Source organism: Pseudomonas sp. AC172 (assembly GCF_979258595.1).
The window spans coordinates 2,937,329-2,958,904 of record NZ_OZ409868.1 but is presented as its reverse complement, the minus strand read 5'-3'; the positions used below and the strand labels follow the sequence as shown (position 1 = coordinate 2,958,904).

General features: G+C 60.9%; 18 protein-coding genes. 9 read left to right on the top strand and 9 right to left on the bottom strand.

All coding sequences use genetic code 11. The annotated features are described in order from the left end of the window. The first annotated feature begins 24 nt into the window (after positions 1-24). The gene (locus tag ACZ0A4_RS13180) at positions 25-924 is read left to right on the top strand and encodes a LysR family transcriptional regulator (RefSeq protein ID WP_463575066.1); all 900 of its coding nucleotides are present in this window, start codon (positions 25-27) and stop codon (positions 922-924) included. Between the two features lie 92 nt (positions 925-1,016). Beyond that, complete coding sequence (locus ACZ0A4_RS13175) at positions 1,017-1,883, top strand: DUF2242 domain-containing protein (protein ID WP_463575064.1); 867 nt, start codon at positions 1,017-1,019, stop codon at positions 1,881-1,883. A gap of 386 nt (positions 1,884-2,269) precedes the next feature. On the opposite strand, the gene ACZ0A4_RS13170 is transcribed toward ACZ0A4_RS13175, so the two are convergent. After that, positions 2,270-3,310 carry an AraC family transcriptional regulator gene (locus ACZ0A4_RS13170; RefSeq protein WP_463575063.1) on the bottom strand — a complete coding sequence of 347 codons (1,041 nt, stop codon included), beginning with the start codon at positions 3,308-3,310 and terminating at the stop codon, positions 2,270-2,272. 2 nt (positions 3,311-3,312) lie between these two features. Further along, positions 3,313-4,443, bottom strand: a complete 1,131-nt coding sequence (locus ACZ0A4_RS13165; RefSeq protein WP_463575062.1) for a carbon-nitrogen hydrolase family protein — start codon at positions 4,441-4,443, stop codon at positions 3,313-3,315. A gap of 208 nt (positions 4,444-4,651) precedes the next feature. Between ACZ0A4_RS13165 and ACZ0A4_RS13160 the strand changes: the two genes are divergently transcribed. Both ACZ0A4_RS13160 and ACZ0A4_RS13155 read left to right on the top strand, forming a co-directional pair. Then, the gene (locus ACZ0A4_RS13160; protein ID WP_463575061.1) at positions 4,652-6,691 is read left to right on the top strand and encodes a 2,4-dienoyl-CoA reductase FMN-binding domain-containing protein; all 2,040 of its coding nucleotides are present in this window, start codon (positions 4,652-4,654) and stop codon (positions 6,689-6,691) included. Positions 6,692-6,891: 200 nt separating this feature from the next. Continuing rightward, the gene (locus tag ACZ0A4_RS13155) at positions 6,892-7,818 is read left to right on the top strand and encodes a 1-aminocyclopropane-1-carboxylate deaminase/D-cysteine desulfhydrase (RefSeq protein WP_463575059.1); all 927 of its coding nucleotides are present in this window, start codon (positions 6,892-6,894) and stop codon (positions 7,816-7,818) included. 3 nt (positions 7,819-7,821) lie between these two features. Here ACZ0A4_RS13155 and ACZ0A4_RS13150 read toward each other — a convergent pair whose 3' ends face one another. From ACZ0A4_RS13150 to ACZ0A4_RS13140, 3 genes are all read right to left on the bottom strand, one after another. After that, complete coding sequence (locus tag ACZ0A4_RS13150) at positions 7,822-8,370, bottom strand: cytochrome b (RefSeq protein ID WP_463575058.1); 549 nt, start codon at positions 8,368-8,370, stop codon at positions 7,822-7,824. A 190-nt stretch (positions 8,371-8,560) separates the two neighbouring features. Then, positions 8,561-9,388 (bottom strand): phosphonoacetaldehyde hydrolase, encoded by an 828-nt coding sequence (phnX, locus tag ACZ0A4_RS13145; RefSeq protein ID WP_463575056.1) that lies wholly within the window; start codon positions 9,386-9,388, stop codon positions 8,561-8,563. 142 nt (positions 9,389-9,530) lie between these two features. Beyond that, on the bottom strand, positions 9,531-10,640 hold the full coding sequence (locus tag ACZ0A4_RS13140) for a 2-aminoethylphosphonate--pyruvate transaminase (protein WP_463575055.1): 1,110 nt from the start codon (positions 10,638-10,640) through the stop codon (positions 9,531-9,533). A 112-nt stretch (positions 10,641-10,752) separates the two neighbouring features. On the opposite strand from ACZ0A4_RS13140, the gene ACZ0A4_RS13135 reads away from it, so the two are divergent. Next, entirely contained in the window at positions 10,753-11,613 is an 861-nt protein-coding gene (locus ACZ0A4_RS13135; protein ID WP_463575054.1) for a LysR substrate-binding domain-containing protein, read from the top strand. A gap of 122 nt (positions 11,614-11,735) precedes the next feature. Here ACZ0A4_RS13135 and ACZ0A4_RS13130 read toward each other — a convergent pair whose 3' ends face one another. After that, positions 11,736-12,608, bottom strand: a complete 873-nt coding sequence (locus ACZ0A4_RS13130; protein ID WP_463575053.1) for a LysR family transcriptional regulator — start codon at positions 12,606-12,608, stop codon at positions 11,736-11,738. Positions 12,609-12,890: 282 nt separating this feature from the next. Here ACZ0A4_RS13130 and ACZ0A4_RS13125 point away from each other — a divergent pair, with 282 nt between their 5' ends. Together ACZ0A4_RS13125 and ACZ0A4_RS13120 are read left to right on the top strand one after the other, a co-directional pair. Beyond that, entirely contained in the window at positions 12,891-14,216 is a 1,326-nt protein-coding gene (locus ACZ0A4_RS13125) for an MFS transporter (protein ID WP_141129167.1), read from the top strand. 72 nt (positions 14,217-14,288) lie between these two features. Continuing rightward, complete coding sequence (locus ACZ0A4_RS13120) at positions 14,289-15,680, top strand: FAD-dependent oxidoreductase (protein ID WP_463575052.1); 1,392 nt, start codon at positions 14,289-14,291, stop codon at positions 15,678-15,680. Positions 15,681-15,702: 22 nt separating this feature from the next. Here ACZ0A4_RS13120 and ACZ0A4_RS13115 read toward each other — a convergent pair whose 3' ends face one another. Beyond that, complete coding sequence (locus ACZ0A4_RS13115; protein WP_463575051.1) at positions 15,703-17,088, bottom strand: type VI secretion system Vgr family protein; 1,386 nt, start codon at positions 17,086-17,088, stop codon at positions 15,703-15,705. Between the two features lie 221 nt (positions 17,089-17,309). Here ACZ0A4_RS13115 and ACZ0A4_RS13110 point away from each other — a divergent pair, with 221 nt between their 5' ends. Next, positions 17,310-18,014, top strand: a complete 705-nt coding sequence (locus ACZ0A4_RS13110; protein ID WP_102901638.1) for a YebC/PmpR family DNA-binding transcriptional regulator — start codon at positions 17,310-17,312, stop codon at positions 18,012-18,014. 109 nt (positions 18,015-18,123) lie between these two features. Here the strand turns inward: ACZ0A4_RS13110 and ACZ0A4_RS13105 are convergent, their stop codons facing one another. Both ACZ0A4_RS13105 and zapE read right to left on the bottom strand, forming a co-directional pair. Beyond that, the gene (locus ACZ0A4_RS13105) at positions 18,124-19,437 is read right to left on the bottom strand and encodes a leucine-rich repeat-containing protein kinase family protein (RefSeq protein WP_463575050.1); all 1,314 of its coding nucleotides are present in this window, start codon (positions 19,435-19,437) and stop codon (positions 18,124-18,126) included. A gap of 150 nt (positions 19,438-19,587) precedes the next feature. Then, the gene (gene zapE, locus ACZ0A4_RS13100) at positions 19,588-20,718 is read right to left on the bottom strand and encodes a cell division protein ZapE (RefSeq protein WP_463575048.1); all 1,131 of its coding nucleotides are present in this window, start codon (positions 20,716-20,718) and stop codon (positions 19,588-19,590) included. A 285-nt stretch (positions 20,719-21,003) separates the two neighbouring features. Between zapE and ACZ0A4_RS13095 the strand changes: the two genes are divergently transcribed. Next, positions 21,004-21,525, top strand: coding sequence for a Csu type fimbrial protein (locus ACZ0A4_RS13095; RefSeq protein WP_463575047.1), 522 nt, complete (start codon positions 21,004-21,006; stop codon positions 21,523-21,525). The last annotated feature ends 51 nt before the right edge of the window (positions 21,526-21,576 follow it).

Here is a 21,576-nt window from a genome sequence, read left to right as displayed (position 1 = left end):
GGATGTCAGCAATGGGAGGGTGGTATGGATAGCCTTGGCGGTATTTCGGTGTTTGTTCAGGTCGCCGAGACGCGCAGTTTCACTGAGGCTGGCCGGCTGCAAGGGGTGTCATCGTCGGCGGTGGGCAAAAGCATTGCGCGGCTGGAGGCGCGACTGGGCGTGCGGCTGTTTCAGCGCACCACCCGCAGCGTCACGTTGACCAGTGAAGGGGCGCTGTTTCTTGAACGCTGTCGCAAGATTCTTGCGGAAGTCGAGGCGGCGGAGTTCGAACTGTGCGATGCCGCTGCCAAACCCCACGGCAAGTTGCGCATCAGTCTGCCGCAGGTACATGGACTGGTGATGCCGGTGATGAACGAGTTCATGGCGTTGTATCCGCAGATTGAACTGGATCTGGATTTGACCGATCGCATGGTCGATGTGGTTGAAGAAGGTTTCGATGCCGTAATCCGCACTGGTAAACCCCGGGATTCGCGACTGATGGCGCGACCGTTGGGCGAATTTCACATGGTGCTGGTGGCCAGTCCGGCTTATCTGGCGCAGCGCGGCGTGCCGCAAGCGCCGGGCGATCTGGCGGTGCACGCGTGCCTTCGGCACACCTTTCATGCCACTGGAAAACTGGAAAACTGGCCGCTGATTCGCGCGCAGGGAGCCGCAGAGCCGACGTTGCCGACGCGGTTGGTCAGCACGTCGATTGAGGCGGTAAGCCACGCGGCACTGGCCGGCATGGGCATTGCCTGTCTGCCGGATTTCATGACCCGCGAGGCCGAGGCGCAAGGGCACTTGCGTCGCGTGCTCGACGCGCATCTTGAACACACCGGGCAGTTCTGGGTCCTATGGCCATCGAGTCGGCACGCCACAGCGAAATTGCGCGTGTTCATCGATCATCTGGCGTTGCGACTTTTCCCCGCAACTGACGGTCGATAGTGTTGTAACTGCTTTAAGACACTAATCCATGCGCCGTAGGGTCGTGATCTGTTGCACAATACGCCCCGGACTGTTTTCTCTCAGGATGTTCAATGTTGATTTCCACTCCCATGCGTGTTGTCGGGTTGGCGCTGTTGTTGACCGCTGTTGCCGGCTGTTCGAAAGACAAGCCGATGTATGAGCATGAGAACTTCGATGACTCCGGTACGTTTTCGCGCAATTACCCGGTGACCGACGCAGTGAGCTGCGAAGCGGCCCGGCGTGCGTTGCTCAGCCAGGGCTACATCATCACCAGCAGTGACCCGAAACTGGTCAGTGGCCACAAGAGTTTCCAGCAAACCGGCGATACCCACATGGAGATCAGCTTCAACGTGGTCTGCGCCGATGACGGCAGTGCCGGACACCATGCGACGATGTTCGCCAACGCCTTGCAGGATCGCTACGCGCTGAAGAAGACCAACAACTCGGCCAGTCTCGGCGTCGGTGTGCTGGGTTCGGTGTCGATGCCGATCGGCTCGTCCGACGATTCGATGGTCAAGGTCGCCAGCGAGACGGTGACGTCGCAGAAGTTCTACGAGCGTTTCTTTACGTTGGTGGAATTATTCCTGCCGGCCGATGCGAAGAAAGCTGCGCATATCGAAGAGAAGCCCAAGGCTGACCTGGGTGTGCCAGAGGCGAAGGCGGCTCCGGCAGCGTTGGTGCCAACACCGACTCCAACTCCACCTCCGGCGGCTGAGCCTGCTGCGACACCTGCGCCGGCCGCAGAACCGGCGCCGGCACCTGCTGAGGCGACGCCAGTAACGTCTGAACCGGTTGCGCCACCGGCAGAGGCCGCGCCGATCACTCCGGCCCCGAGCGCAGAACCTGCGCCGGCGACCGAAACCATCACGCCACCGGCCAACCCGGACATCCCGCCGCCATCCGAGCCGATTCCGGCGATGCCTGCCTCCGGTCAATAATCCAGCCTCACCCCAAACCCTGTGGGAGCGAGCCTGCTCGCGAAGACGGACTTTCAGTCACCTCTGTGCTGAATGGTCCGACGCCTTCGCGAGCAAGCTCGCTCCCACAGTGGTTTCTGATGCACTTAAAATCTCGTTACATTCCCCTGACAAAATTCCCGCGATAAATTCCTGACCAGCTGCTACGTTTTATTCATGAAGGCCGGGTTTCACTTTTCCTTCACACGAGCACGTTAAGCTCGAGGCACTGGGCATTTGCTCAGGCCCATTCAAGAGAGCAGCAGGGGGATTACGCGATGGATGAGTATCAAGAAGAGCTGCTCGAATACCAAGCCTTCGAGCTGGATCCTCTGGAGCCCGCCGAAGACGCCACCGAGCTGTAAGCGTCAGGCGGATTTACGATGGCTGCGACGGAATTCGCCGGGCGTCTGGCCGCTCCAGCGTTTGAAGGCTCGCTGGAACGCTTCGGCTGAAGCGAAACCCAGCAGGTAGGCGATCTCCCCGAAGGCCAGTTCGGTGTCGCGGATGTAGGTCATCGCCAGGTCCCGGCGCGTATCGTTGAGGATCGCGCGAAACTGTGTGCCTTCCTCGGCCAGTTTGCGCCGCAAGGTCCAGGTCGTCAGCTTCAAACGTGCCGCCACTTCTTCCAGGTCGGGTTCCCGGCCACCATTGAGCAACGGCCCCAATAGCTGAGTGATGCGTTCGCGCAGGCTGCGGGTGCGGGTCAATTGTTCCAGTTCCCGTTCACACAGTTGCAGCAGATGCCGCCAGGTACTCGGGCAATGCTCGGGATTACGTTGTGCGAGGCTGTTGAGGTTCAGGCGCAGTTGATTACGCTCGGCGCCGAACTGGATCGGGCAATCCCCCAGTACGCTGTAAGCCTCGCGATAATCGGGCGCTTCGAATTCGATGTCGATGCGTTCAGCGCGCAGCGGCTCGCGGCTGACATTGGAGAGCTGATGTAGCCACCCGGCAATGATCGAGTCCACGACAAAGCGGTTATAGGCGTTATACGGGCTGATCGAATAGAAACGCAGCCACGCGCCATGGGCATCTTCGTGGAAACTGGACTGGCCGCGATAGTTGGAACCGTACAACGCCTCGAAACGGATCAGACAGCGCGCGGCTTCGCGTACGGTAGGCGCTTGTGCGGCAGTGACACCGGCCAGCCCGGCCTGGCTCAGGCGGCTTAGCTGGCCCATGCGCAGGCCCAGCGCCGAATTACCGGTCAGCTGAATCGCCGCGTGGCCCAGACGCATATAGCGCGGAATCGACAAGCGTGCCCCGGCCTCGGCCAGTCGCGCGGCGTCGAGGCCATATTGCTCCAGCAGCGGCTGCGGATCGACCGCATGACTGCGCACCGCATCGGCGAGGCTGTGCACAAAACCCACCGACAAATCCCCAAGGCGCATCGGCAGCGGCTTCATGGTTACAACCAGATATTCAACAAACGCGCGCCACGGGCCTCGCCATCGGCGAACTGCTGGCCGTTGCTGCTGAGGAAACTCTGACCGGAACTGGCCTTGTCCCAGAACTGCCCACGCAGGAACACGCTGATGCCGGCAATCGCCCGACTGCTCGGCGGTTGTGCGATCAGCGTCAGACGATGCCAGGCCTGTCCTTCAGTGACTTCACCGGGCTTGAGACTGACTGATCCCGGTGTACTTGAACCTTTGTAGCCGCGCCACGGTTGATTCCACGCACTCTGACCTAACACCTGCGCCGGTACCGCGACCAATTGCGCGTTTTGCTCATCGAGTTTGCGGTAGTTGTCCGGATACCAACTGTCGCTGCCAATCAGCACGCCGAGGCGTCCGGCCGGGGTGTCGACCACGTTGATCTGGTGTTTGTCTGCGCCTTCGATCACTTCACGCTGATCGAACACCGGGTGCATCTGCCGCTGCGGCTGGCCAAGCGGCACGCCGTCACGGCCGAACACCACGCTGCTGTTGAACAGGGCGCCGCTGCCGGGTTTCAGCCGGCCGTCACGGATGCTCGGTTCCGGCAACACGATCGAGCCGGCCACCAGTGTCACGTGAAACTCTTTGGCCAGACCACCGAACAGCGCCTGGTAATCCTTGGCCATCGCCTTGGACTTCATGCGCAGGTACGCGTCGTTGAGGCGGTCGCTGCCGTTGGCGCTGAGCCAGGCGCGGGCGAACAGCAGCGGATTGCTTGCCGCCAGCCAGTTCATCGCCTCGGCGAGGGATGGCGCCTGGTACAACTCGTCTTTTTCGCCGCTGAGCAGTAGCCAGGTGCCGACGTTCTCCGGCAGCACCACGACGGTTTTGTCGTTCAGCAGGCCTTGATCCTGCGCTTGCTGCAGATAAGCCGCGAGTTTGCGGTGCAAGCGCTCGGGGTTTTGATAGTCAGTCGGAAACAGCTCGGGCTGGATGCCCAGCAGATTGCCACGATCGGCGGGGGTGCCTTGGTCGACTGCCACTTTAATGCGTAAGTCCGACAGGTAATGCCCCGCCGGCCGGTCCGCCGCCCACATGGCGTAGGTGGTCAGGGCGGCGACGAGGGCCATGGAAAAGAACAGGTACAAAAGTTTGCGCATGAAAACCAACAACTACCGGGTACAGGGTATGGCGACTAGGGTAGGGCCCATGGCCCTGGTTGCCAAGGGGCGCTGCGCATTTGGATCAATAAGTTGTCAGTTACGGTCATTGAGTGACAGCGATGCGACTCTTAGTCTGTCGAACATGACTGACGGGAGCCGCAGAGCGCCCGCAACTTTTCCGTGATTGCTCGTTGTGGAGTTACCGATGACCACCGCTCATTACCCGCACCTGTTGGCCCCGCTGGACCTGGGATTCACCACGCTGCGCAACCGCACCCTGATGGGCTCGATGCACACGGGCCTTGAAGAAAAGCCGGGCGGTTTCGAGCGCATGGCGGCGTACTTCGCTGAGCGCGCGCGCGGCGGTGTTGGCCTGATGGTCACTGGCGGTATCGGCCCGAACGACGAGGGCGGTGTGTATTCCGGTGCGGCCAAGCTGACCACCGAAGAAGAAGCGCTCAAGCACCGCATCGTCACCCGCGCGGTGCACGACGCGGGCGGCAAGATCTGCATGCAGATCCTCCACGCCGGACGCTATGCCTACAGCCCGAAGCAAGTGGCGCCAAGTGCGATTCAGGCCCCGATCAACCCGTTCAAGCCTAAAGAGCTGGATGAAGAAGGCATCGAGAAGCAGATCAGCGATTTCGTCACCTGTTCGGTACTGGCGCAGACCGCTGAGTATGACGGCGTCGAGATCATGGGTTCGGAAGGTTATTTCATTAACCAGTTCCTCGCCGCGCACACCAATCACCGCACCGACCGTTGGGGCGGCAGCTACGAAAACCGCATGCGCCTGCCGGTGGAAATCGTTCGTCGCGTTCGCGAAGCGGTCGGCCCGAACTTCATCATCATTTTCCGTCTGTCGATGCTCGATCTGGTCGAGGGCGGCAGCACCTGGGACGAGATCGTCACCCTGGCCAAAGCCATCGAGCAGGCCGGTGCGACCATCATCAACACCGGTATCGGCTGGCACGAAGCGCGCATTCCGACCATCGCCACCAAAGTGCCGCGCGCGGCGTTCAGCAAGGTCACAGCCAAGTTGCGTGGCTCGGTGAGCATTCCGCTGATCACCACCAACCGCATCAACACCCCGGAAATCGCCGAGCAGATTCTGGCTGAAGGCGATGCCGACATGGTCTCGATGGCGCGGCCGTTCCTCGCCGATCCGGATTTCGTCAACAAGGCTGCCGAAGGTCGCGCCGACGAAATCAACACCTGCATCGGTTGCAATCAGGCGTGCCTTGATCACACCTTCGGCGGCAAGCTCACCAGTTGCCTGGTCAACCCGCGTGCCTGCCACGAAACCGAACTCAACTACCTGCCGGTGCAGCAGATCAAGAAAGTCGCCGTGGTCGGCGCCGGCCCCGCCGGGCTGTCCGCTGCGACCGTGGCCGCCGAGCGTGGCCATCAGGTGACCTTGTTCGATTCGGCCAGCGAAATCGGCGGTCAGTTCAACATCGCCAAACGTGTGCCGGGCAAGGAAGAGTTCTTCGAAACCCTGCGTTACTTCAAGCGCAAACTGCAGACCACTAACGTTGAGGTGTGCCTGAACACCCGCGTCGACGTAGCAAAACTGGTTGAAGGCGGTTACGACGAAATCATCCTCGCCACCGGCATTGCGCCGCGTGTGCCGGCAATTCCGGGCGTCGACAACGCCAAGGTGCTGAGTTATCTGGACGTAATCCTCGAGCGCAAACCGGTTGGCAAACGCGTAGCGGTGATCGGCGCCGGTGGTATCGGTTTTGACGTCTCGGAATTCCTCGTTCATGAAGGCGTGGCGACCAGTCAGGATCGTGCCGCGTTCTGGAAAGAGTGGGGCATCGATACGCAACTGGAGGCACGCGGTGGCGTGGCGGGTATCAAAGCCGCACCGCACGCGCCGGCCCGTGAAGTGTTCCTGTTGCAGCGCAAGAAAACCAAGGTCGGCGATGGTCTGGGTAAAACCACCGGCTGGATTCACCGTACCGGTCTGAAGAACAAGCAGGTGCAGATGCTCAACAGCGTTGAATACCTGAGCATCGATGACCAAGGCCTGCGCATCCGCATCGGCGAAACCGGCGAGCCGCAACTGCTGGCGGTGGACAACATTGTAATTTGCGCGGGGCAGGATCCGTTGCGTGAATTGCATGACGGTCTGGTCGAAGCGGGGCAGAACGTGCACCTGATCGGCGGCGCGGATGTCGCCGCTGAACTGGATGCCAAGCGTGCGATCAACCAGGGTTCGCGCCTCGCCGCTGAGCTCTAAGCTCCACCGCTGAACCTGTGGGAGCGAGCCTGCTCGCGAAGGCGTGGTGTCAGTCGACATATGTATTGGCTGACACTCCGCTTTCGCGAGCAAGCTCGCTCCCACAGGATTTGTGCACACCGCGAACCTTGTGTGCCTGCTCGCGATGGCGGCTTGTGAGCGACTAGAATGCTGTCTCTTTCCAGATCGAATCGCCGTCCATGCTTTTGCCTCCCTCCGATTGGCTACCCCAAGCCCCCCTCGAACACCTTCATCTGGACTGGCTGACCGCCGCCGGCATTGAAGTCGCGATCCTGCGTCTGGACCAGATCGACCCGCTGATCAGCGGCAACAAGTGGTTCAAACTCATCGAACACCTCAAAGCCGCTGACCGTGCCGGTGCCGAAGGCATCATCAGTCTCGGTGGTGCTCACTCCAATCACTTGCATGCGCTGGCGGCGGCCGGCAAACGGTTGGGGTTCAAAACCGTGGGGCTGTTGCGCGGGCATGCGCAGGACACGCCGACAGTGGAGGATCTGCAGGCGTTCGGCATGCAGCTGCATTGGTTGGGTTACGGCGGCTATCGCGCACGAAACGAGCCGGGCTTCTGGCAACCCTGGCACGAGCAATACCCACATCTGCACGCGGTGCCGGAGGGTGGTAGCGGATTACCGGGAGCGCTCGGTTGTGCGGCCATCAAGGAGCAGGCGCAGGGGCAGTTGGCCGACCTCGGCTGGAGCAATTATCACGGCTGGTGGATGGCCTGCGGCACTGGCACCACACTGGCGGGTCTGGTGCTCGCCGAGGCTGGGGCGCACCCGGTCTATGGCGCGTTGGCTGTGCCGGATGACCACGGTGTGGCGCCGCAAGTCGAGTCGATCCTGCAAGCCGCAGGGCAGGGCAACGGAAGTTATGAACTGATCGACGCCAGCCGTGGCGGCTTTGCCAAGGTTGATCCGGCGTTGCTTGCGTTTATCGAACGAACCGGGCAGGCCAGCGGCATACCGCTGGAACCGCTGTACACCGGCAAGGCGTTGCTGGCGCTCAAGCAGCAGGTCGAGGCGGGCAAGTTCACAACCGGCACGCGGCTGATCTTCATTCATACCGGTGGCTTGCAGGGCCGGCGCGGTTTTATCGCCAGCCCCTGACGGTCAACCGCGCTTGGGCATCATCCGCAGCAGCGTGTTATCGCGCACCACATAATGGTGATAGATCCCCGCCAGCGCATGCAGGCCGATCAACCAGTAGCCGATCGTGGCAATGAGCACATGCCAGCCCTCAACCTGTTTGGCGAAATCCTTGTTCTGCGCGACCAGCAGCGGCAGATCAAAACCATAGAACATCACCTGATGCCCTTCGGCGCTGGTAATCAGCCAGCCCAGAATCGGCATGCTGATCATGAACAGGTACAACGCCCAATGCATCAGCCGCGCCAGCACAGTCTGCCATTGTGGCGAAGCAGGGAAGATTTTCGGCGCCGGGCCGAGGCTGCGCGCGAGCAGGCGAAACCACACCAGCACAAACACGGTCAGGCCGAGCATGTAGTGCACTTCGCGGATCAGCGTGCGCCCGCCACTGCCTTTGGGAAACAGACCGCGCAACTCCATGCTGGCGTACACCAGCACCAACAGGACCAGCATCAGCCAGTGCAACAGGACCGATACGGTGCTGTAGCGGGATTCGGAACTTGTCCACGGCATACAGTGTTTCCTCACAGATCAGGGTCAAAACGGCCGTTCTTGTGCGACGGCATGCTTTAACTGTAATCCGCTTTGGCGGATTTGCCTGAGGCTGATCGGACTTTCAATGCTCTGAATCAGGGCTTTGCCAATAAAAAACGCCAGCGTCGTGCAGACGCTGGCGTTTTTGTTTGCAGCAAAGTGGCAGGGATCAGCTCGACTGCGGCATCTCACCGTTGGCCAAGCGCTTGTTGATGTCGGCGATCACTTCCGGAAGATCGGTGATGGTGTCGATCATGTAGTGCGGGCGCGAGCCTTCGAACAGCGCGTGAATGCGTTTGCGTTCGCTGGCCAGCTCATCGCTGCCCAAGGCGCGGAAACCGGCGTAATCCAGACCCAGCGCATTGCCCGAGCAGATCAGCGCGACGGTCCACATCCCGGCGCGCCGGCCTTCGAGAATGCCCGGCACGGTGTCGTCGATCTTCACGCACGCCGCGACATCGTCGATGCCCAGCGCGATCACGTTGGCCAGCGCCTGAGCCGGCCAAGGTCGGCCGTTCGGCACTTCATCGGTGGCGACCACGTGATCGGCGACGTAGCCGTTGGTGGCAGCCAGCTCGACGACCTTGTCCATCACTTGCTTTGGGTAGCCGGAGCACGAGCCGATCTTGATGCCTTGCTGACGCAGGTTGGCGATGGTTTCCAGCGCGCCGGGAATCAGCGCGGAGTGCTCGGCGATCTTTTCGATCTGCAGCGGCATGAAACGGTTGTAGATCGCGGTGACGTCGTCATCGGTCGGCGTGCGGCCGAACGCCTTGCGATAACGCTCGGCCACTTGCGGCTGATCGCAGAGGGTACGGATGTGGTCCCACTTGCCCATGCCCATCGGGCCACGGGCTTCTTCGATGGAGACCTGCACGTCGAACTCGGCGAAGGCTTCGACGAAGATCTGCGTCGGTGCGAAAGAGCCGAAATCGACCACGGTGCCGGCCCAGTCGAGGATCGCGGCTTGCAGCTTGTCTGGATTGACGTAGTTCATGGCAATCAAATTCCTGTAATGGCAATGCAATTCAAAAATGTGGGAGCGAGCCTGCTCGCGAAGGCGTCGTGTCAGTCGACATCTATGTTGTATGTGCGACCGATTTCGCGAGCAGGCTCGCGCCCACAGGGGTCGTGGTAATTCAGATTTCGAGGACTTCCATCTCGCGCAACACGTCGCCAACAGCCGCCACGGCCTGGCGCATTTCGTCCGGGCTGACATGGCCGATGCAACCCACGCGGAAGGTTTCGACCTGCGTCAATTTGCCCGGATAAAGGATGTAACCCTTAGCCTTGACCCGTTCGTAGAAATCCTTGAACTGATAACGCGGATCTTGTGGCGCATGGAACGTGGCAATAATCGGCGCCTGAATCGCCGCTGGCAGGAAGCTGCGCAAACCGAGTTTGCCCATCTCGTCCATCAGCGCCTCGCAGTTGGCGGCATAACGCGCATGCCGCGCCGGCAGGCCACCTTCCTCGTTGTATTGCAGCAACGCTTCGTGCAGCGCCGCGACGACGTGGGTCGGCGGGGTGAAGCGCCATTGGCCGGTTTTCATCATGTAGGTGTGCTGGTCAAACAGGTCCATCGCCAGCGAGTGCGAATTACCGGCGGCTGCGGCCAGTGATTCCTTGCGGGCGAAGACAAACCCCATCCCCGGTACGCCTTCCAGACATTTGCCGGAAGCGGCGATCAGTGCGTCGAACGGCACTTGCTGCGCATCCACTGGCAGGGCACCGAAGGAACTCATGGCATCGATAATCAGGCGTTTACCGTGTTGCGCGACGACCTGAGCAATCTCCGGCAGTGGATTAAGAATCCCGGTGCTGGTTTCGCAATGAATCAGTGCGACGTGGGAGATGGCGCTGTCGGCGCGCAACAGGCGATCGACGTCAGCAGCGGTGGTCGGTTCGTCTTCAGCAGTTTCAAAGGTGCTGAACGAGCGGCCAAGCACTTCGCAGATCTTCGCCAAACGCTTGCCGTAGGCACCGTTGATCAGCACCAGGACTTTGCCGTCACGCGGCACCAGCGTGCCGATGGCCGCTTCAACAGCAAAGGTGCCGCTGCCCTGCAATGGCACGCAGTGGTGAGTTGCGGCGCCATTGAGGATCGCCAGCAATTGTTCGCAGAGGCTGGCGGTCAGTTGATTGAAGCGGTCATCCCATGACCCCCAGTCGACCATCATCGCCTGGCGGGTGCGGGCCGAAGTGGTCAACGGGCCGGGAGTGAGCAGGATGGGTTCGGCGATACTCATTCGTGTGTCCTCGGATAGCGCTGTGGGATGAAGCTACGGGGCATACGTTGCAATTCGCCGTTGCATCAATCAAATTGTTTGTTGTTATGCCAGCCATCAGCGAGAGTTATTCATGAACCTGTTCCAGCTTCGTGCGTTCGACGCCGTGGCCCGTGAAGGCAGCTTCACCCGCGCTGCCGCGCGGTTGTTCATCAGTCAGCCGGCGGTCACCGGGCACATCAAAGCGCTGGAGGAGCACTACCAGATCACCCTGTTGCGGCGCACCGCGCGACGGGTGGAACTGACCGAGGAGGGCACCAAACTCGCGGCGATCACCCGCGCGATGTTTGGCCTGGCGGAAGAGGCGCAGGCGATGCTGGAAGCCAACCGGCAGTTATTGACCGGACGGCTGGAGGTGGCGGCGGACGGGCCGCACATGGTCATGCCAATGCTCGCCAGTCTGCGTGCGCGCTATCCGGGGATCACGGTGAATCTGCGCTTGGGCAATGCCCAGGAAACCTTGGCGGCTTTGTTGTCGGAACACGCCGATGTGGCGGTGTTGACCGAAGTGGAGCCGCGCAAAGGCCTGCATCTGCAAGCGTTGAGCGAATCGCGGATCTGCGCGTTGGTGCCGGCGGGGCATCCGTGGGCGGTGCGTGCCGGTGAAGTGAAGCTCAAGGAACTGGATCAGGTGATCATGGTGTTGCGCGAGCCGAGTTCAATCACCCGGCGTACGTTTGATGACGCCTGTGGGCAGGCATCGATCCATCCGCGTGTGTTGCTCGAACTCGATAGCCGTGAGGCGGTGACTGAAGCCGTCGCCGCTGAGTTGGGCGTAGGCGTGGTGTCGTCGGTGGAGGTCAGCCATGATCCGCGAGTGGTGGCGATCCCGATTGTCGGGGGCGGATTGGTCAATCGGCACATGATTGGTTGCATGGAGCGGCGTCGGGAGTTGCGCTTGATTCAGGCGTTCTTCGGTCTTGCGCCAACCTGATACACCGAGTCGCCCCAATCGCTGGCAAGCCAGCTCCCACAGTGATCTCGGTCGTTCAAAGGTGCTGGGTACAGCCAAGAAACCTGTGGGAGCTGGCTTGCCAGCGATGGGGCCGGTATTACTTACACAAGGCTGTCGCGGACCATTTCGAGGAAGGTCGCCACCACCCGTCGATTGCTTTGCTCACGCAAACACACCAGCGTTTCCGTCAGCCGTCGCGTGCAGTCGACAATCGGCAACGCACACACCCGCGAATCCGCGCCAAACTCCGCCGCCGAGACCACGCCGACACCAATCCCGACCACCACCGCCTCACGCGCCGCTTCCCGTCCTTCTACCTGAATCGCCGGGCGAATGCGAAACCCGGCCCGGGCCATTTCCTCTTCCAGCGTCTGCCGCGTCACCGAGCCGTGTTCACGCAGCACCAGCGGCGTGTCATCCAGGTCTTCCAGGCAAATCGATTCACGCTCGGCCCACGGATGATTGCGCGACACGAACGCCACCATCGGATCATTGCGCAGCGGCACACAGAGCAAACGCTCATCACTGACGTCACGCCCGAGCAGGGCTAAATCTGCCTGATAATTGAACAGGCGAAACAGTGATTCATCGGTGTTACCGGTCTCGATCTTCACGCTGATCCCCGGATAGCGTTCGCAGAACCGCGCGATCTGCGGCAGCACGTGCACCGGCGCATCCACTGCCAGAATCAGGCTGCCGGTCTGCAAGGCCTGGGATTCCTGCAGCAATTCCTGCGCTTCGGCTTCAATTACAAACAGGCGCTGGGTGATCGCCAGCAAGCGCTCGCCCAGGTCGGTCAGGCGTACGGAACGTTTATTACGGTGAAACAGTAAAACGCCGAAACGCTCTTCGAGTTTGCGCACCTGGTCGGAAATCGCCGGTTGCGTGAGAAAAAGGCGCTCGGCGGCTTTGGTGAAGCTTCCATGCACGGCCACAGCATGGAAGGCTTTGAGTTGGGCGTGGGACACCGACATGAAGTCACCTGATCGTTAAGTCAGTAACAAGCTGAGCTTATGTGTGAAATACGATAAATCGATTTTATTTATTAAACAGTAATTGCTTTGATCGGCGCACGCCATCGCTGACTGCCCGCTCGGGCAGCACGGTGAGCCATGAGCCTGTGCGTGCAACAGCAGGACTCATCTGACCGATATCGCCGTAGGGACGGGGTGATATCGCAGTGCTCAACAATAAAAACACAGGCGTTTTGCTTAACGATTCTGCCGGCACACTCACACCCTGAGGTCAGAACCACCATGAACAAGCACATCGGCACCATTGCGCGTTGGCGCATGCAGATTTTCGCGATTACCTGGCTTGCGTACGCCGCGTTCTACTTCACCCGCAAAGCGTTTTCGGTGGCCAAACTGGGCATCGCCGAAGACCCTACCTTCATGCTCGACAAGATGGCCATGGCCAACCTCGATGCGATCTATCTGGCGGCTTACGCCATCGGCCAGTTCACTTGGGGCATGCTTGCCGACCGCTTTGGCCCACGGGTCGTGGTGCTCGGTGGTTTGCTGATTTCTGCCGCAGCGGCGCTGGTGATGGGCAGTTTTGCCACGCTGCCGATCTTCGCGACTTGTATGTTGATTCAGGGTTTGGCGCAGTCCACCGGCTGGTCGGGATTGTGCAAAAACCTTGGTAGTTTCTTCCCCTCTCAGCAGCGCGGGCGGGTGCTCGGCCTATGGAGTTCCTGCTACGCGTTCGGTGGCCTGGTGGCGTCGCCCTTCGCCGGTTGGTGGGCGTATACCTTGATGGGCACCTGGCACGCGGCGTTCATTTCCAGTGCGGTGGTGGTCGCCGTGGTGGCGGTGTTGTTTTTTATCTTCCAGCGCAACAAACCGGAAGACGTCGGTTTGCCGGCGGTCGAGCCGGAACCTGAGCTGACCGCAGAAGAAACCGAAGCCAACAGCAAACTCAGTGTCTGGGAGCCGTTAAAGGAAATCCTGCGTAACCGCACGGTGCTGGTACTGGGCCTGGCGTATTTCATGTTGAAACCGGCGCGTTACGCGATTCTGTTGTGGGGCCCGGTGATTGTCTTTGAACAGATGCCCAGTGTCGGCAAGGTCGGCGCGGCGATCATTCCCACCTCGTTCGAACTGGCCGGGTTGCTCGGGCCGATCCTGATTGGCCTGGCCTCGGACAAACTGTTCGGTGCCCGGCGCATGCCGGCCTGCGTGTTGAGCCTGTTGGCGCTGACCGTGACGCTGGCGCTGTTCATGGGCGCGCTGCACACCGGCAGTGTCTTGTTGGTTGTCGCGTTGCTGTTCGTCATGGGCCTGACACTGTACGGCCCGGATTCAATGATCAGCGGCGCCGCTGCGATCGACTTCGGCAAAGCCAAGGCCGGCGCTACGGCGGCCGGTTTCGTCAACGGCTGCGGCTCGGTCGGCGCGGTACTCGGCGGTTTGCTGCCAGGCTACTTCGATTCGGTGACGGTGTTCATCGTCTTCGCCGGTTGTGCGCTGTTCTCGGCGCTGGTGCTGATTCCGCACTGGAACAGTCGCCCGGTCGGCGTCATGGAACCGCGCGCCTCGATCCCCAATTGCCCGCTGACGATCAAACCCCTGCGTTCCTGAAACCCTTTGCCTCGCGGCCTGCTGCGACGCTCGCGGCAGGCTGTGTCGTGGCTATCTGACTGGAGAAACCCCATGAGACCGTTTTGGCTGGAGCAGGCCTTGCAGGCCGACAACTCGCAAACCTGCCCGCCGTTGAAGGGCGAAGTACGCGCCGATGTGTGCATCGTTGGCGGCGGCTACACCGGGTTGTGGACGGCGATCATGCTCAAGCAACAGAACCCTGAACTCGATGTGTTGCTGATCGAAGCGGACATCTGCGGCGCCGGCGCCAGCGGCCGAAATGGCGGATGTGCGCTGTCGTGGTCAGCGAAATATTTCACCCTTGAACGCTTGTTTGGCGTCGAGGAAGCGGTACGTCTGGTCAAGGAATCGGAACGCAGCATCCATGCGATCGGCGAGTTCTGTGAGCAGTACGGCATCGATGCCGACTACCGCCTCGACGGCACGCTGTACACCGCGACCAACCGCGCACAAGTCGGCTCGACCGATGCGGTGATCGCCGCATTGGAGCGCAACGGTATCAACTCGTTCACCCAGCGCCCGCTGGCCGATGTGCAACGGATGGCCGGCTCCAGCAAACATCTGGAAGGCTGGTTCTCGCCGGCCGCGGCCAGTGTGCAACCGGGAAAACTGGTGCGTGGCCTGCGTCGGGTGGCGTTGCAATTGGGTGTGAAAATTCACGAAAACACGGCCATGACCGGGCTGGAAGAAGGACGCCCGGCACGCTTGCAGACGCCGGATGGCACGGTGATCGCTGATCGCGTGGTGCTGGCAATGAACGCGTGGATGGCCCGTGCCTTCCCGCAGTTCGAACGCAGCGTGGCGATTGTCTCCAGCGACATGTTGATCACCGAACCGCGGCCCGACCTTTTGCAGGAGATCGGTTTGACCAGCGGCGTGACGGTACTCGATTCGCGGATTTTCGTGCACTACTACCACAACACTCCGGACGGCCGGATCATGCTCGGCAAGGGCGGCAACACCTTCGCGTTTGGCGGGCGGATGCTGCCGGTATTCGATCAGCCATCGCCTTATGCCGACCTGCTGAAAAACAGCCTTGCGGACTTCTTCCCGGCGTTTGCCGATGTGAAAGTCGATGCCACCTGGAACGGGCCGTCGGATCGCTCGGTCACCGGTTTGCCGTTCTTCGGCCAGATGAGCAGCGCCGGCAATGTGTTTTACGGTTTTGGCTATTCGGGCAGCGGCGTCGGCCCGTGTCATATGGGCGGGCAGATTCTCGCTTCACTGGTGCAAGGCCTGGACAACCCGTGGACGCGCTCGCCGCTGGTCAACGGGCCGCTGGGCTACTTCCCGCCGGAACCTATCCGTTACCTCGGCTCATTGATGGTGCGCAACGCCATCCGCCGCAAGGAGCGCGCCGAGGATCATGGGCGGCGACCTCGGCACCTGGACGTGCGTCTGGCGAAATTCGCCGCGGCGGCGGGCAAGGCCGACAAAGGTTGAAACACTGCTCCTGCAGGTTGGCTCAACGGGCATCGCTGTTGAGCAACCAGTCGAGCAACAAGCTGCTGTCACGTGCGGGTGATGGTTCGCGAGGCGTAGGCTTGCGCGAGTTGCCCAGACACAGGATCGGTCGATCCGGGTCGCTGTCGAGGAAACTCACCCACACTTCGCTGTCGGCGCAGGGCAGTTCGTCCAGTGCGATTCGACCATTGGCTCGCGTCATGGCGATGGGTAACCAGATCGCGTTGTCATCAAGTGCTTGCGGGTGTTTCGAGGGCCACAGACTGACGGCGACTCGACCCTGCTCATCGAGTTGTGCCGGTTGCCCGGCAGGCCCGAACACCTGCGCCAGCTGATATCCCGCAATGCCGGGGCGGGCTTGCCTAAGCGCGGGACGAAAATCGGTTGACCAGGGCTGGGCAGCGAAATCGTTGTGGTAGCGGTGCAGGGCAGGGCTCGGGTCAAGAATCGACGGATGCTCCCCGTGATGACGGATCGACGTGATCCGCCATTGTTCGTTGAAGTGGCTGATCGGATGCGCCGACACTTGCAGCAGATGCCCACTGAGCAAACCGACCCGATCACTGCGGCCATTGATCGTGCGGTGCTGGCAGCGTTGCCGCTCCAGATGCCGACGGCTGCGTTGTTCGTGGTGACGTTGCTCTGGCGGCAGGGGATTTGCCGTGATGTGGTTGGCGGCATCGGCGCTGATCAGCTGTTGCCCTCGATTACGCACCGCCTGCAGCGTGGCGATGGGGGCAGCGTGGTGATGCTGGTACAGCGCACTGACGCAGGGAGAGGGCGTTTGCTCGCCGGTCTTGAAGGCAAGCAGCACCGGCACTTGGGGCAGGCTCAGGCTGTCATCGGCGAACACGACAATGTGGCCGTCCATTCGGTGTTCGAAGTGATAGTGGATGCCTTCCTCCTCGCAAAGCCTGTGCAGCAGCGCCAGATCACTTTCTTCGTACTGAATGCAAAACGGACGGACAGGGTATTGCCCGACGCTCATTTCAATTCGGTAGCCCTCAACGGGCAGGGCATTTTCCTTGAGCAGTTGCTGGAGAATCTGCGGCACGCTCCGTTGCACGAAGACCCGCCGTTTGCACGGCTGGGCCAACTTTTGCAGGCGCGGCACGACAGTTAGTCGATAGCCGATCCGATGCGTGCCGCGATGTTCGCAACAGGCACTGTCGATCAAGCCGTGAACCCCATGCTGGTCATCCAGGCGCAGGTAGGCCGGTTGGTGCAGGAAGTTACCCGGCGCCACGGCGGGGGCCAGGCCGATCAGTTCGATGTCGAAGCGGTAGGGCTGGTTGAGCGCTTCCTCACCGTGGAAACGCACCACCGGCAGGCACAGGCCGCTGTCGGTAAGGGTCAGGGTAAAAGGACTTTCCTTGTCATTGAGCATTCGAACAGGCTCTGTCAGGCAATACGGGCCTGAGAGGGTACGAAACCACAGCGCTGAATGGTCATGTCAAAGGTGTTTTTCAGAATCCCCCTACAAGCACTGGTGAAGATGTCGATTCTGCATTGTGTTTTTTTGGTCGATTGCCGACTTTAGGCCGTATAAACTTGGCGCCACGCGTCGGCCAATAGATGTCTCGGCGCCACAGATCAAGAGAGTGAGTAATGGGCGCACAGTGGAAGGTTAAACACAAAGAAGCGGCAGCCAACGCCAAGGGCAAGATCTTCGGCAAACTGGTGAAGGAAATCACTATCGCTGCCCGCAACGGTGCCGATACCACCACCAACGCACACCTGCGTCTGGTGGTCGAACAGGCCAAGAAAGCCTCGATGCCAAAAGAAACCCTGGATCGCGCAATCAAGAAAGGCGCCGGTCTGCTGGGTGAAACCGTGCAATACCATCGCGTGACCTACGAAGGGTTCGCCCCGCACCAGGTGCCGTTGATCGTCGAGTGCGTGACCGACAACATCAACCGTACCGTTGCGGAAATCCGCGTGGCATTCCGTAAGGGCCAACTGGGGGCTTCCGGCTCCGTGGCCTGGGACTTCAACCATGTCGGCATGATCGAGGCTTCACCGGACACCCCGGACGCCGATCCGGAAATGGCTGCGATCGAAGCGGGCGCGCAGGATTTCGAGCCGGGCGAAGACGGCGCAACGCTGTTCCTGACCGATCCTACCGATCTGGATGCGGTGCAGAAAGCGCTGCCAGAGCAAGGCTTCACCGTGCTGTCGGCCAAACTGGGCTACCAGCCGAAGAACCCGGTCAGCGGTTTGAGCGACGAGCAGATGGCTGAGGTTGAAGCGTTCCTCGAAGGCCTCGACAACCATGATGATGTACAGGACATGTTTGTCGGCCTGGCGGGCTGATCGGCTTCATCAGTGATGGCCTCATCGCTAGCAGGCTAGCTTCCACACTGGATCTGTGGCGTTCACAAATCCCCTGGAGCGGGCCTGCTCGCGATTGACCGCGCAGCGGTCACAGATTCTCAAGTTGCCGAATGACTTCGTCAAACCCAGGCCGGGCCATCACATCCGCCTGACAGCAACGCCGCTCCAGCTCTTCAAGCACCGCACGCAATTCATCGCTCAACCCCGAGTCGATGCGTGCCAGCAATTCCCCCAGCAAAATCCCGAACGCACGTACTTCGATACGTTGCAGTGCGCGCGTTTCCGCCGTGTCGGCAATCGCGTGGAACGACGCCCCGCCAAAATCCCCGAGCAGGCAATCGCCGCGCTCGTTCAACAGAATGTTGTGCCCGTAGAGATCGCCATGGGTGATGCCTTGTTGATGCAAGTGTTGCGCTGCCGAAGCGATGCCTTTGGCAATGTTCAGCGCAACCTCGGCACTGAAGCGGCAATCATCGGCATACACATCGCGCGAGCAGGATGCCAGGCTTGGCAGGTCGGCGAGGTTACGGAAGGACGGATCGATCAGTTGCATCACCAATCCCTGCTGGCCGTCGGGATGGCCACTGATGCGCCCCTCGATGCGGATCAGATTGGGATGCAGGCCGGCGGTGACACAGGCGTTCATTTCGTGCAGCGGGGAACCATCGCTGGTCATTTCACCTTTGTACAATTTCACCGCAACCGACGTCACTGAGCCATTGTCGCGTTGCCAGCTCGCCCGGGAAATCACCCCCGAGGCACCTTCACCCAAACGTTGCTCCAGACGCAGCGCCGACCAGTCGATTGGCGGCGTCGCCTCCAGTGCGGTGGCGTCCGCCTCGGTCTCCAGCGGATTACCGGCGTAGGCCAGCCAGGTCAGACTCGGCAGCGCGAGCAGCCACTGCGGCAGCTCGGTAAACCGGTTGGCGGAAATGCGCAGTAACTCAAGCCGATGGCAGTTGCTCAGCGAAGGCGGCAGCGCTTGCAGACGATTGCCGGACAGCATGAGTTTTTGCAGGGCCGGGCGCTCACCGAGTTCGCTCGGCAGGCGTTCGATGCAGTTGTCTGTCAGGATCAGCCAGCGCAGCTGTGGCGGCAGGGCTTGAGCGGGGACGTTGACGATGCGATTGGCCCTGAAGCCGACCATCGTCAGCGCCGCGCATTGACCGAGACAGGCCGGCAGTTCGGTGAACGGGTTGTCGGAGCAGAACAGCACGCGCAGGCGCGTCAGACGGTGCAAGTCATCCGGCAGACGGCTCAGGGCGTTGCCGCTGAGATTGAGGATTTCCAGAGTGTCGGCCAGGTCGAAAATCTCGACCGGGAACTCGGTCAGGCCGCAAGACAGATCCAGCCGCGTGATGCCCGACAACTCGCCGGCGCGTAATTGAGCAAGGGTGTGCATGTTTGTGTTCGCTAATGATCAGTGGAGCGACGCTTTGGCGCTGGGAATGGGCGACATGATAACGGCAAAGCAGGTTCCGGGCCTGAGTTGCATGTTGAAAACGCCACAAAACCCTGTGCAAGCAAGCTCGCTCCCACAGGGCCGGTGTGGTCAGTCGTCGTTGTGTATCTCTTGCAACTGCCCCAACCGACTGCGCGTGCGCGCCAGGTCAATGGCGTGGCCTTCGAGGCTTTCGCGCAAGGGCAGGCGACCCAGTAACGTCAGATGCTTGTCCTGGTCATACAGCACGTCGATCAGGTTGATGAAGCGTTGTTGCGCGGCGATCGGGCATTCTCCCAGTTCCGGTAGATCATCAATGATCCAGCGGTCGAAACGTCGACACAGCTCCAGATAATCCATGACCGCCGTCGGCTGTTCACACAGATCGTTGAAGGTAAAACCAACACTTCGCTCTTTACACCACCGAGCCCGAATCTGCCGGGTGCCGACCGTTAGCGCAACGCCCGGCGCATACGCGGGCGCCAAGTTCAGAGCGGCGCGTTGCGCTGGCGTGGCTGGCCACACGTAATGCCCTTGAGTGAATATCTGCTGCGCAGAGTGGCGCGTGTGACTGCGGTAATCGTGTGGACCGCCGACTTCCATGACCTGCATGTGCGTATTGATCAGCTCGATCACCGGTTTGAAGCGGGCGTGATAGAGCGGATTGGGCAGCAAGCCTTCAGGCGCATAGTTGGAGGTCACCAGCAGCAGAATCCGCCGCTTGAACAACGCTTTGAACAGCCGGGTGATGAGCATGGCATCGCCGATGTCATGCACATGAAACTCGTCGAAACACAGCACCCTACAATCCTCCAGCAGTTCGTCGAGGGTCACTTCGAGGGCATCGTCCTGCTCGCGATGGCTGAACATGCCTTGATGCAATTGCGCGAAGAACTGATGGAAATGCAGGCGCCGTTTCTGCGTGATCGGCAAAGCCTGAAAGAAGCCGTCGAGCAACCAGCTCTTGCCGCGTCCGACGGCGCCAAACAGATAGAGGCTCGGCGCGGTTTGGCCGCTGGCGCCAAACAGCAGACTGGCCTGCTGCGCCATGCAATCGATGACGCGCTGCTGGCTGTGGCTGAGGGTGTAACCCTGACCGCTGGCCTTGTGCCGGAACTGGTCGCGGATCGACTGGGCACTGGCGTCATGCCCGGCGCTGGCCGGCAAACCCTTGCCGAACCAGTGGCGCAACGCCGGCCAGCGCTGGATCAGTCGCGATCGTTTCGGCGGGTGGGCTGGCACGTTGGCGTCTCCGTGTTCGTAGAACCGGCTCCCGGAAGCGCGGCGACATAGTGTAACCAGACGCCGACTTGGCCAGCCACTGGGACGGGGCGAGAGTGGGCGGTTATTGAACAAACTTATGCGGCGCGTACAGCAATTTTTAGCGACATGGCCCGACCACTTGCCAACCTTTCGAAACATATCCCGGGCGATCCCTGGATCCAATCGACTGGCGGAATCGTCGACTGTTGCTAACCTCAATCACAGAAACGACGTCGCAAGCGATCACTGACAAGGAATGGCGCAGTGAATACAGGGGTGGTCATCGGCCTGCTGGGAGTACTCGTTACGCCTGTCTATGCGGCGGATCTTCAGGTCGAAGTGCGCGTCGATGTGCAGCGTGGCTGCCAGTTGATCGGCCAGCAGCGCGAGGCCGGCATCGAGCAACTGGGTGTGCTCGACTTTGGCAGCACTGCGCGTCTCGATGATCCTGCCGGGCCGTTGGCGGCAGCGCTGACCAATCAGCGCCTGCCACGGCTGGAGTGCAACCCGGACACGCCGTACCAGATGCGCGTCGACGGCGGTTTGCACGGCGGTGTCGGGGAAGTCCGTTACATGGCAGGGGCGGCGGGCAGCAAGCCGATTCCCTACCGCTTGTATCAGGACGCGGCGCGACGACTGCCGCTGGTGGTGAACGTGCCGGTCAGCGGACGGGTGCCGGACAGCGGCACGGTGGAATTACCGCTGTACGCGCGCATCGAGCGGTTGGCTGAAGTACCGCGAGTCAGCCGTTATTCGGATCTGGTCAAGGTGACGGTCACTTGGTGATCGCGATGACAACAGGCACTCGGTGGACGCGGGTGCACAAGGAAGGCGCTC